This window comes from Hymenobacter psoromatis, from assembly GCF_020012125.1.
Taxonomy (GTDB): domain Bacteria; phylum Bacteroidota; class Bacteroidia; order Cytophagales; family Hymenobacteraceae; genus Hymenobacter; species Hymenobacter psoromatis.
In genome coordinates this window covers 2665740-2678411 of sequence record NZ_JAIFAG010000001.1, presented here as the reverse complement: position 1 = coordinate 2678411, position 12672 = coordinate 2665740, and the positions used below count along the sequence as shown (strand labels likewise).

General features: G+C 60.8%; 7 protein-coding genes. 5 read left to right on the top strand and 2 right to left on the bottom strand.

The window, feature by feature from the left end; all coding sequences use genetic code 11:
• Window positions 1-414 precede the first annotated feature (414 nt).
• From argB to LC531_RS11645, 4 genes are all read left to right on the top strand, one after another.
• Window positions 415-1200 carry an acetylglutamate kinase gene (gene argB / locus LC531_RS11660; RefSeq protein WP_223650467.1) on the top strand — a complete coding sequence of 262 codons (786 nt, stop codon included), beginning with the start codon at window positions 415-417 and terminating at the stop codon, window positions 1198-1200.
• Complete coding sequence (locus LC531_RS11655; protein WP_223650466.1) at window positions 1188-2255, top strand: M20 family metallo-hydrolase; 1068 nt, start codon at window positions 1188-1190, stop codon at window positions 2253-2255. The genes argB and LC531_RS11655 overlap by 13 nt, the downstream gene beginning before the upstream one ends.
• 19 nt (window positions 2256-2274) lie before the next feature.
• Window positions 2275-3591: an argininosuccinate lyase gene (gene argH, locus LC531_RS11650; protein WP_223650465.1), complete on the top strand. Its 1317-nt coding sequence runs from the start codon at window positions 2275-2277 to the stop codon at window positions 3589-3591.
• 73 nt (window positions 3592-3664) lie between these two features.
• The gene (locus tag LC531_RS11645) at window positions 3665-7108 is read left to right on the top strand and encodes a pyruvate carboxylase (RefSeq protein WP_223650464.1); all 3444 of its coding nucleotides are present in this window, start codon (window positions 3665-3667) and stop codon (window positions 7106-7108) included.
• Between the two features lie 126 nt (window positions 7109-7234).
• Here the strand turns inward: LC531_RS11645 and LC531_RS11640 are convergent, their stop codons facing one another.
• Both LC531_RS11640 and LC531_RS11635 read right to left on the bottom strand, forming a co-directional pair.
• Window positions 7235-7663, bottom strand: coding sequence for a response regulator (locus LC531_RS11640; RefSeq protein ID WP_223650463.1), 429 nt, complete (start codon window positions 7661-7663; stop codon window positions 7235-7237).
• A gap of 30 nt (window positions 7664-7693) precedes the next feature.
• Window positions 7694-11143, bottom strand: a complete 3450-nt coding sequence (locus tag LC531_RS11635; RefSeq protein ID WP_223650462.1) for a PAS domain-containing protein — start codon at window positions 11141-11143, stop codon at window positions 7694-7696.
• 198 nt (window positions 11144-11341) lie between these two features.
• On the opposite strand from LC531_RS11635, the gene LC531_RS11630 reads away from it, so the two are divergent.
• Entirely contained in the window at window positions 11342-12655 is a 1314-nt protein-coding gene (locus LC531_RS11630) for a M20/M25/M40 family metallo-hydrolase (protein ID WP_223650461.1), read from the top strand.
• Window positions 12656-12672 lie beyond the last annotated feature (17 nt).

Here is a 12672-nt window from a genome sequence, read left to right as displayed (position 1 = left end):
AAGGTAACTCAAAGGAAGAAACGTAGTTAACCGGCCCCCGCAACGAGCGAGTTAGCGGCAGAAAACCCGAAATCTATCGGTTAAGCAACCAGACTCTCCGCTTGATTATTATGTGAGAAGCCCGGTAAAAGCTGGCATCGGCGGCCAGCATCCGGCGGTTGAGGCCGGCTAGGGTCGTCGTAGCAATGCGCAAACTAGCGTGCGCCCGCTTTCCGAGCCCTGGCGGGCCATGAGGGAAAGCGTAAGGTTGGGGCGAACCAAGTAGGTCATTGCAAGAAAGCAGCGTGGGCTGGCAGGTTGAGCCAGTGGACCGAGGGCCATAATGAAGCCGTAAAGGTAAAAGTTCCTACTTTTGCCCGCAATAGAAAAGACATTTTTTTTCGCGGCGGGGGTTGAATCGGCGATGAATAACTTATGAATAAACCGAAGATGACCGTTTACAAGATAGGCGGCGGCATTATTGATGAGGCCGTGCAGCTGACAAAATTCCTGGAATTACTGGCGCAAGTGGCCGGCCCTAAAATTCTGGTGCACGGCGGCGGTAAAGGGGCCAGCACGATGATGCGCGAATTAGGGATGGCCCCGCAACTCATTAACGGCCGCCGTGTTACTGATGCCGCTGCACTCGACATCGTAACGATGTTTTACGCCGGTAAAACCAACAAGCAGCTAGTTGCTGAGCTGCAAAAACTAGGAATAAATGCGCTTGGCCTGAGCGGGGCCGATGGTAACGTTATTCAAGGTATCAAGCGGCCGGTTAAGGAGATTGACTACGGCTTCGTGGGCGATTTAATACCGAATAGCGTTAATAAACAATTGCTAAAAAGTCTGTTGACGGCCAAAATTTCGCCCGTGCTCTGTCCAATTATTCACGATGGACACGGCCAGCTACTAAATACCAACGCCGACACCATCGCTGCCGCCGTGGCCGTAGCGCTGGCCAACGACTATGAGGTAACGCTGCACTACTGCTTCGAGAAAAACGGCGTGCTACGTGACGTGGCAGATGATAATTCAGTAATCCCCGAAATTAATTTCGTTACCTATGCCGGACTTAAGCAGCAAGGAATTATTACCGATGGTATGTTGCCGAAACTAGAAAACGCTTTCTCTGCGCTGGAACAGGGGGTAAGGCAGGTAATTATTGGCCACGCGCTGTACGTCGGCACCGGCGTGCACACCGTCTTATGTCTGAATTAATTACGCAATTAAGTGGAGAGGCGATTGAGTTATTAATTCAATTAATTCAAATACCGTCTTTCTCGCGAGAGGAGGCCAGCACGGCTGATATACTCGTGGCCTTTCTGACGCAGCACGGTATTCCGGCGCAGCAGCAGAATAATAATGTGTGGGCTGTGAGCCGCGCTGTTGACCCGGCTAAGCCTACCATTCTGCTCAACTCACACCACGACACGGTAAAGCCGGGCGTGGCTTGGTCCTACCCCCCCTTCGGCGCGGTGGTGGAGGGCGACCGCCTCACGGGCCTGGGCAGCAACGATGCTGGGGCCTCGGCGGTAAGCTTGCTGGCGGTATTTCGGTATTTTTATGAGCGGCCCACGGCATTTAATTTAATTTGCGCCATTACGGCCGAAGAAGAAATTTCGGGCGCTAAAGGCATTAAAAGTATCCTGCCCGAATTAGGAAAAATTGACCTCGGTCTCGTAGGCGAGCCGACAGGCATGAACGCCGCCGTGGCCGAAAAAGGCCTGCTGGTGCTTGACGGGGTAGCGCGGGGCCGCACCGGCCACGCCGCCCGCAACGAGGGTGAAAACGCCTTGTATAAAGCGCTGGATGATGTTGCCTGGCTGCGCGCCTATCAGTTTCCCGAAGTATCGGCGCTACTTGGCCCGGTGAAAATGACGGTGACGCAAATTGGCGCTGGCACGCAACACAACGTGGTACCCGACGAGTGCCGCTACGTGGTAGATATTCGCTCGAATGAGTGCTACTCGAACGAGGAAATTCTGGCCATAGTCCGGGCTAATGTGCAGGCGGAAATCACGCCGCGCTCTACGCATTTGCAGTCGTCGGGGCTGCCGCTGACGCACCCGCTAGTGCGCAAAGCGGTGGCCATGGGCAAAACTACCTATGGTTCGCCTACCCTGTCGGACCAAGCGCTGATGCGGTTTCCAACCCTGAAAATGGGACCGGGCGATAGCGCCCGCTCGCACACACCGGACGAATATATTTTACTGAGTGAAATCCGCGCGGGCATCGCCGATTACGTAGAATTATTAACCGGCTTTGAATTTTAATTTTGCGAAACTTCGCGCTATGAAAATCTGGGAAAAAGGCTTTTCGGTCAACGATAAGATTGAGCAATTCACCGTAGGGCAGGACCGCGAGCTGGACCTGTACCTGGCTCCCTTCGATATGCGGGCTTCCAAAGCGCAAGCGAAGATGCTAGCGAATATCGGCTTGGTTTCTAAAGAAGAGGAAAATCAATTATTACAGGGGCTGGATGAGTTGCTGGAGCAAGTCGAAAACGGCACATTTATAATTGAGCCGGTATTTGAGGACGTACACTCCAAGATAGAATATTATCTAACTGAAAAATTCGGCGACGCGGGTAAGAAAATTCATACGGCGCGCTCGCGTAATGACCAGGTTCTGACGGCGATTCAATTATTCATTAAAGATTATATCGAAAAAATTGGGGCGAAAATCCTGGAATTAGCGGAGTTATTACTTCAGCAAGGCGAAAAATATAAAAATGACTTGCTACCCGGCTATACGCACTTTCAGGCGGCGATGCCGAGCAGTTTTGGGCTGTGGTTTGGGGCCTACGCCGAGCATTTAATGCTCGATATGAGCTTGTTGGAAGCCGCGCACACCGTAGCCGACCACAACCCGCTGGGCTCGGGCGCGGGCTTCGGCAGCAGCTTCGATATCGACCGGGAGCAAACGACGCGCGAAATGGGGTTTAGTAGCTTGGCCATCAGCGCGGTGGGCGCGCAAATGCTGCGGGGTAAGACAGAGAAAACGCTAGCGTTCGCCATTGCGGGCGTAGCGGGTACGCTCAGTAAGCTGGCGTATGATTTGGTGCTGTATAATAGCCAGGACTTGGGGTTTGTGAAATTACCCAAGGAATTTACGACCGGCTCCAGCATCATGCCGCACAAGAAAAACCCTGACGTATTCGAGCTGGTGCGGGCGCACTGCAACCGGCTGCAAGCGCTGCCCAACGATATTATCCTCACCATTAATAACCTGCCGGGCGGCTACCACCGCGACTTTCAGATTTTAAAGGAAATATTATTCCGGCCGATGGTGCAATTCGCCGATATTCTGGATATTCTGCTGTTCGCGGTGCCGGAATTACAGGTGGTGCCGGGCGTTATTAATCAGCCCAAATACGACGCGATTTTCTCGGTCGAAAATATTAACCAATTAATTCAGCAGGGTGTGCCGTTTCGGGATGCGTACAAGCAGATAGGGCAGGCTGTGGATGCTGGTACTTACGTGCCGCACCGGGAGTTTGCGACTACCCACCTGGGCAGCGTGCACCGGCCGGGACTGACCGAGCTGGCCGACCGCCTGGCGCGGGTGCGCGCCCGGCTCAGCTGGGCCGGGGCCGCGCCGGTGGGGTAGGGGGGGTAGGAAGCTAGCGGCCCCCGGCGTAGTTTAGCCGCCGAACTGCCGCTATTCTTACCCCCAAACCCGAATGAAAATCACGAAGCTGCTTGTCGCCAACCGCGGCGAAATCGCCATCCGCGTGTTTCGCGCCGCCTCCGAGCTGGGCATTTCTACGGTCGGTATTTATACCTATGAGGACCGGTATTCGCTGCACCGCTACAAGGCCGATGAGGCGTACCAGATTGGCGGCGACGACGAGCCGCTGCGCCCGTACCTGGATATTGAGGCGATTATCGCGGTGGCGAAGGAAAACGGCGTGGGGGCGATTCATCCCGGCTACGGCTTTTTGAGCGAAAACGCCGGCCTGGCCCGGCGCTGCCGCGAGGAGGGCATCATCTTCGTGGGGCCGCGCCCTGAGGTGATGGAAGCCCTCGGCGACAAAGTAGCCGCCAAGGCCGTGGCGCAGCGCTGCGAAGTGCCGCTCATTGAGAGTAGCGTGGCTGATTTGGTGGACGTGGACGTAGCTCTGACCGAGGCGCACAACATTGGCTACCCCGTGATGCTGAAGGCCGCCAGTGGCGGGGGGGGTAGGGGCATGCGCGTGATTCGGGACGATGAGCAGCTGCGCAAAGGTTTTTTTGAAGCGCGCAACGAGGCGCTGAACGCCTTCGGCGACGACACGGTATTTCTGGAGAAATTCGTGGAGCGGCCCAAGCACATTGAGGTGCAATTGGTGGGCGACCAGCACGGGCACCTCACGCACCTCTACGAGCGCGACTGCTCGGTGCAGCGCCGCTTCCAGAAGGTGGTGGAAGTGGCGCCAGCCGTGGACTTGTCGGAGTCGCTGCGCCAGCGGCTGTACGAGTACGCGCTAAAAATTGGCCGGGCGGTGGGCTACGACAACGTGGGCACGGTGGAATTTCTGGTGAATCCGGAGCTGGACCGCATTTATTTTATTGAGGTAAACCCCCGCATTCAGGTCGAGCACACGGTGACCGAGATGATAACGGGCGTGGATATTGTCAAAACGCAGCTCTACATCGCGGCGGGCTACCCCCTCGAATCGCCCGAAATCGGGCTGGGGCCGGAGGTGGTGGTGCCGCGCATGGGCGTGGCCGTGCAGTGCCGCATCACGACGGAGGATGCCACCAACGATTTCAAGCCCGACTACGGCACGGTGGTGGCCTACCGCTCGGCGGGCGGCTTCGGTATTCGGCTCGACCAGGGCTCGGTGTACCAGGGCGCGGTGATTTCGCCGTTTTTTGATTCGCTGTTGGTGAAAGTGTCCACCCAGGCCCCCACGCTGGCCAGCGCCTCGCAAAAAATGCTGCGAACGCTGGACGAGTTTCGGGTGCGCGGGGTGAAGACGAATATGCAGTTTTTGCAGAATATCGTGCGCAACCCCGAATTTCAGGCCGGGCACGCCACGGTTGATTTTATCAAGGAAAACCCGGACTTACTGAAGTTCAGGACCCGGCTCGACCGGGCCACGCGCCTGCTACACTATATCGGCGAGGTGGTGGTGAACGGCAGCCCCGACGTGGCCGGCCGCGTGGACGAGCACCGCCAGATTCGGCCCGCCCGCCTGCCCGCCGCCGACCTCAGCCAGCCGCCTACCCCCGGCACCCGGCAGAAGCTGCAGGAACTCGGCCCCGAAAAATTCGCGGAATGGCTGCGCGCCGAGCCGCTCATTTACTACACCGACACCACGCTGCGTGATGCCCACCAGAGCCTGCTGGCCACGCGCATGCGGACCATTGACATGCTGCGGGTGGCCGACCGCTACGCCCGGCAGCACCCCCAAACCTTCTCGCTGGAGGTGTGGGGCGGGGCCACGTTCGACGTGGCGCTGCGCTTTCTGCACGAAGACCCGTGGGCGCGGCTGACCCGGCTGCGCGAGGCCGTGCCGAACATTCTGCTGCAAATGCTGATTCGGGGGGCCAACGGCGTGGGCTACAAAGCCTACCCCGATAATCTGACCGAGCGCTTCGTGGCCGAAGCCGGCGCGAAGGGCGTGGACTTGTTCCGCATCTTCGACTCCCTGAACTGGATGAAGGGCATGGAAGCCTGCATCGGCTTCGTGCGCAAGCAAACGACCGGCTTGGCCGAGGGCAGCATCTGCTACACCGGCGACATCCTGGACCCCGCCCGGCCCAAGTACAACTTGCAGTACTACATCACCCTAGCCAAGCAATTGGAGGACGCGGGCGCGCACATTCTTTGCATTAAGGACATGGCGGGGCTGCTGAAGCCCTACGCGGCGCAGGAGCTGATTCCGGCTTTGCGCGACGCGGTGAAGCTGCCGATTCACCTGCATACGCACGACACGAGCAGCTTGCAGTCAGCCACCTACCTCAAGGCCGTGGAGGCGGGCGTGAACGTGATTGACGTGGCGCTGGGCGGCCTCTCGGGCCTCACCTCGCAGCCCAACTTCAACGCCGTGGTGGAAATGCTGCGCCACTCGCCCCGCCACCGCGAGTTCAACCAGCACAGCCTCAACGAATTCAGCGACTACTGGGAGGCGCTGCGCGAGCAGTACTACCCCTTCGAGAGCGGCCTGTTGGCGGGCACGGCCGAGGTGTACGAGCACGAGATTCCGGGCGGGCAGTATTCCAACCTGCGGCCGCAGGCGGCGGCGCTGGGCTTGCTTGATAAGTTTGAGGAGGTGAAGCGCCGCTTCGCCGATGCCAACCAACTGCTGGGCGATATTCCGAAGGTTACGCCCTCGTCGAAGGTCGTGGGCGACCTGGCCTTATTCATGGTTTCCAATAACTTAACGCCCGAAGAAGTAGTGAGCAAGGGCGAAAGTCTGAGCTTCCCGGAGTCGGTGCGCGAGCTGCTGCGCGGCGACATTGGGCAGCCGTTGGGTGGCTGGCCCGCCGACGTGCAGCAGGCCGTGCTCAAGGGTGAGAAACCCTTCACCGACCGGCCAAATGAGCATCTTGCGCCCATTGATTTTGACAAGGAGTGGGCCGAATTTGAGAAGGAACACCCTTACGCGCAATTCACTGATTTGCTGTCTAGTCTGCTCTATCCCAAGGTGTTCGCGGATTACTGGAAGTTTCGGCGCGACTACGGCGACGTGAGCCGGGTGCCTACCCCCGTCTTTTTCTTCGGCCTGCAGGAAGGCGAGGAAACGCTCATTACCATTGCCCGCGGCAAGTCCATTATCATCCGCTTGCAGTCCATCGGCCCGGTCAATGACGAGGGGATGCGCACCGTGTTTTTCACCCTCAACGGCCAGACCCGCAACCTGGAAGTGCGCGACCGGCACGTGGAAGTCAAGACCGTGCACAACCAGAAAGCCGACCGCGCCGACCCCAAGCAGCTGGGTGCGCCGCTGCAAGGCTTGCTGAGCAAAGTGCTGGTGAAAGCCGGCCAGCAGGTGGCCAAAAACGCGCCGCTGTTCGTTATCGAGGCCATGAAAATGGAAACCACCATCACCGCCCCCGACGACCTCACCGTGGCCCGCGTGGTGCTGGAAGAAGGTGCCCGCGTACAAGCCGACGACCTAGTGCTGACGGTGGGGTAGGAAGGGTTGCGAGTGAAGAGTGTGTCTGTCCTTGCGAGCGCTGCGCTCGCAAGGACAGACACACTCTTCATTGAAGCTGCTGCTGGCCGCACCCGGCCACCAGGCGGGGGTAGGGAGGCTAAAAACTCAGTCCGTGGGGTCGTCGGTCAGCATTTCGGCGGGTAGCTGGCGGCTGAAGTGCTGCTGCAACAGCGCGTTTATTTTTTCCCGCGTCAGGGGCTTCACGATGCAATCGACTACGGCCAGGCTGGCCAGGCGAGCGCGGTCGCGGGCGTGCACCGAGGTAGTGAGGGCAATCACGATGGGCGGCTGGGTGGGCGGATGGTGGTAGGCTTCCAGAAACTCGATGCCGTCCATCACGGGCATGTGCACGTCGAGCAGCACCAGGGCCGGAGGTGGGCCCTCACCTTGCTCGGCTAGCAGAGCGAGGGCCTCGGCCCCATTCTCGGCTATCAGGCACTGGTCGGTTACGCCCAGGCTGGTAAGGAGCTGCTCGTTGAGAAAATTAGTAATCTGGTCGTCATCAACCAACAGAATACTGGAAAGCTTTTGCATACGCACGAAGAGTAAGCTGCTAAATAAGTACTAATCGGGCAAAGAAACCAAAAAAGTAGACCCCACGCCCGGCTGGCTGCGCACGCTGATGGTACCGCCCGCGTTCTCAACGAGGCGCTTCACCATGTAGAGCCCTACCCCCGAGCCATGCACGTGCGCGTGCAGGCGGCGGTAGAGGCCAAAGAGCCGGGCCTGCTGCGTCTCGCTCAGGCCCAGGCCGTTGTCTTGCACGGCCAGCACGGTAGTAGCAGCTTCGCGGTAGCAGCGCAACACCACCTTGGGGGGGCGGTCGGGGTGGTGAAATTTAAGCGCATTGCTGAGTAGGTTATAGACCAGGCTGCGCAGGTGCTGGGGCTGAAGCGGCAGGCTCGGGCAGTCGCCCAGCTCCAGGGTGAGGTGGCCGCCGGTGGCCGCCAGCTGCGGGGCCAGGTCGAGGTACACGGCCTGCACCACGGTGGCCAGGCTGGCGGCGCTGGCCGGCTCGGCGTGGGCCTGCTGCAAGTGGGCCAGGTCGGTGAGCTGCTGAATGGTGAGTTGAAAGCGCTCGATAGAGCTTTGCATCATATCCAGCACGCGCGGCACCAGGCCCGCCTGCCGGGCGGGCGGCGGCAGCTCTTTGCGCAGCAGCAGCAGCAGGCTTTCGATATTGGTGATGGGGGCCTTGAGGTCGTGCGAGGCCGTGTAGATGAAATTATCCAGGTCCACGTTGGTGTGCCGCAGCTGCTGGTTGGTAGCGCGCAGCTCCTCGTTGGCGGCGGCCAGTTGCTGGCGGGCCGCCACCCGCTGGCTGACATCGGTAGCCAGCACGACCACCGCTTCTACCAGCCCCTGGGCGTTGGCTAGAGGCTGGTACACAAAGTGAAAATACACGGTTTCGAGCTGCCCCTGGCGCAGCAGCCGGGCCGGCATTTCCTGGGCTACGAAGGGAATGCCCGTGCGGTGCACTTCGCTCAGTATCTCGGCAAAGCCCTGGTCAACTACTTCTGGGAGTACCTCAAATAAGGGCCGGCCCAGCACCTGAGCCTGGTCGCGGCCCCACATGCCACAAATGGCGGGGCTGGCCACCTCCACCACGTAGGCCGGCCCGGTTAGCACGGCGATGGCCACCGGGGCTTTCTCAAACACCAGCTGGAGGTAGTCGAGGCTGGCCTTGCGCTGCTGGCGGGCGCGCACCTGCTCGCTCACCTCAAAGGCAAAGACCGAAACGCCCGTGATGTGGCCGCCTTCGCGGTACGCCTGGTAGGTGATATCGAGGTAGAGCAGCTGGTCGGGCTGGCCCGCAGGCTGCGCGATGATGAGCGGCGCTTCGGTGGCAAAGTAGGCAGTACCCGTCTGGTACACCCCATCGAGCAGCGTCAGAAAGCCCTGCGATACAATTTCGGGCAGCGCCTCGGCTACGGGCCGGCCCACCAGCGCTCGGCCCGGAAACAGCCGCTCGAAAGCCGGGTTCACGTACTCAAACCGCTGCTCGGGGCCGCGCATCAGGGCCACGATGGCCGGAGTTTGGGCAAATATCTGGTAGAAGGTTTCGCGCTCCTGGGCCTGGCGCACGGCGGCGGCCTGCACCTTGGCCTGCAGGTCGTCGGCACGCTGCTGCATCAGCACCTGCTCGGTCACGTCCATAATAAAGGCCAGAACGCCCAGCGTCTCGCCCTGCGCGTTGCGCAGGGCCTGGTAGAGGTAGTCGCGGTAGTGGGGCGGGCTATCGTGCGCCTGCGTGGCATGAAGCCAGACCGGCTGCCGCAGCCCCTGAAACGGCTGGCTAGTGGCGTACACCTCATCCATCCGGCGCACAAATCCGGACTCAACTAACTCCGGAAAAAGCTCGGCCAGCGGGCGGTCTAGCCGGGCCCGGTTATCGACCACTGCCTGAAGGGGCCCGTTAAAAAAGCTGAAGCGGTGCTCAGGCCCAGTCAGCACAGCCACGCCCGCTGGCAGCTGCCCCAGTATCTGGTGCAGCAGGCTCTGCTGCTCGCCCAACTGCGCGCGCTGAAGCTCGGCTTCGTGCAGGCTGGCTTGCAGCTGGGTAGTGCGCTCGGCCACGCGGACTTCCAGTTCCTCATTCAGCTGCTGCAACTGCTGGCGCTGGCCCTCTACCTCGGCGTGGGCGGCCTGCAGCTGGGTAGTGCGCTCGGTCACGCGGGCCTCCAGCTCCTGGGTGAGCTGCCGGGCCAGGTGGCGGGCCCACACCTGCTCCGTCACCTCGTAGGCAAAGACCAGCACGCCGTCCACCTGATTCTGCCCGTCGTAGCGCGCCTGGTAAGTGCAGTCGAAGTAAGCATCTTCGCGCTGCCCATCGCCGGGCCGCGTGAGCAGGGGTAGGCGCACCTCGTGGCCTGTGTGGGTGATGCCCGTGGCGTATACCTCGTGCAGCAGAGCCGGAACGCCCGCGGCTTGCAGCTCAGGCACGTTGTGCACGGGCACGCCCAGCAGCGGCTGGGCCGCGAAGTATGCCTGGTACAGCGGGTTCACCAGCTCAAACACTAGCTCGGGGCCGGCCAGCACGCAAATAGCCGCCGGGGCCTGCTCAAAAAAGTGCGCCAGCCGCGCGTGCTGGTGCTCGGTCTCGGCGTGGGCCTGCCGGGCCTCCTGCACCCCTGCCGCCACGCGGGCTTCGAGCCCCTGGTTGGCGGCTTGCAGCTCTTGGCTGAGCTGCTGCGCCTGCTGGCGGGCCACTACTTGCTCCGTCACCTCGTAGGCGAAAACCGATAGGCGGTCGGCGTGGCCGTCGGCCAAATGGGCCTGGTAAGTAAGGTTGAAGTAGCGCGCTGGGCCTGCCGGGCCGGGCGGGGGTAGGGGCACTTCGGTAGCCCAAACCGGCTCGCCCGTTTCGTACACGCGGTCCAGCAACTCGATAAAGCCCTGGTGCAGTGCCTGGGGCAGCACCTGGCTGGCCGGCCGCCCTTCGAGGGGGGTAGTGCCAAAGAGCCGGGCAAAGGCCGGGTTGGCGTACTCAAACCGGTAGTCGGGCCCCCGCAGCAAGCCCAGCGCGGCGGGCGAGCGGTCGAGTATCTGCCGAAATACTTCGCGCTCGTGGGTGAGCTGCCGCGCCACCCGCTGGGCATGGGCCAGGGTGTAGTGGCTGGTGTCGGTGGCCGCGGGGGTGTCCTGGGCGGTGGACAGGGGCGGGGCGGCGCGCAGGCTCACCACCAACTGCTCGCCGTGGCGCTGGGCGCGCACCTGCCAGCCGGCCGTGCCCCGCAAATAGCTGCGGGCCTCCCCAGTCAGAAAAACATCGCGGTAAAAAGCGAACAGCTCGGTTTCGGTCGGGTGCAGGGTGCGAAAAGTAGCCGTTGGCACCGCCGGCAGCCGCAATAGCTGCTGCGCCGCCGGGTTGAACCGCAGATAAGCCAAATCGACTAGTTCGGTGGGCGCGTGGGGCGCGTATATGGGCCCAAAATGCACGAAGCCGGTTTGCAACGTGTCCAGTAGCTCGGCCGGCACAGAGAGGCTGGCGAGGGGTAGGGGAGGGGCGGCCATGACGCGGCGGCTAAGAAGAATGGGAGAGATAGTATACGGCCAAACTCAGGGCGCAGACTAATAAAACGCAGTAGCTTGGTTGCCCGCAGTAGGGAGGTTCGTCGGCCGCCCTACCCCTTTGGCTTGGTGTCGCGCCACTGGGCGTTAGCTTGCGGCTCTCACCCGCGCCCTGGCGCGCTCTTCTAACCCCACTTTTCCATGCGCAAGGTACTGCTAACAAGCTGCTGCCTGGCAGCCCTAACGGCCGCCGCTCAGGCTCAAACCAAAAAAAATGTGTCGGGAGCTACCGTCGAGCGGGTGCTCACGACCCTGGCCGCCGACGATATGCAGGGCCGCGGTACCGACCAGCCCGGCAACCTCAAAGCCGCCGAGTTTCTGGCCGCCGAATTTAAGCGCATTGGCCTACAGCCTCTGCCGGGGCAAACCGGCTTTATGCAGGAATTTCCGGCCTACCAAACCAAGACGCAGGCGGCTACCGTTGTGCTCAACGGGCAGCCGGTGGCACCGGCCAACGTGCTCGTGCTATCAGGGCAGCCTACCCTGACCTGGACGAACCAGGATGCGCAGCCCCCGACCGTGGTGACGATAGGGGCCGGCCGAGAAGAGCGCAGTAAGCTGGCCGCCCTGCTCAACCCCACGGCTAATACGCTGGCCATTGTGGATACCGCGCAGGCTAAATTTTTTGGGCAGCTAGCCGACTACTTGAGGCCCGGCATTACCAGCGCCGAGCCGCTCGGCAGCTACTCGACCGTAGTAGTGCTCACCGCGCCGCCGGCCGGCACCGCACCAAGCTATCGCGTGAGCGCTACTACTACGCTGAAAACCATGCAGCTGCGTAACGTAGCGGGTTTGCTGCCGGGCCAGGACCCGAAGCGGGCCAAGGAGTACGTGATATTCTCAGGACACTACGACCACCTGGGTATCCTGAAGCCAGTAGCAGGCGACTCCATCGCCAATGGGGCCGACGATGATGCCAGCGGCACCACGGCCGTAGTAGCCCTGGCCGAATATTTCAAAAAACAAAAAGCGAATGCCCGGCCCCTGCTTTTCGTTGCCTTCGCGGCCGAGGAAGTAGGTGAATTCGGCTCTCAATATTTTTCCAAGCAACTCAATCCTAAAGAGGTGGTAGCCATGTTCAACATCGAGATGATTGGCAAAGTAGCTAAATTCGGTCCCAATACGGCCTTCATCACGGGTTACGAGAAGTCGGATTTTGGCAAGATTTTACAAGAAAACCTCACGGGTACTGAGTTCAAGTTTGAGCCCGACCCCTACCCCGAGCAAAACCTGTTCTACCGCTCCGACAATGCCATGCTGGCCCGGCTGGGCGTGCCGGCCCACACTATCAGCACCGACCAGATTCCGACCGATAAGCTCTACCACAGCGTGGATGACGAGGTAAGCAGCCTGAATGTGAAAAACATGACGGCCGTGATAACGGCCATCGCGCGCAGCGCCAGCGGCATCGTGGCCGGCCGCCAAACGCCCACCCGCGTAGCGCCGGAGAAGTAATGGGTGATGGGTGTTGA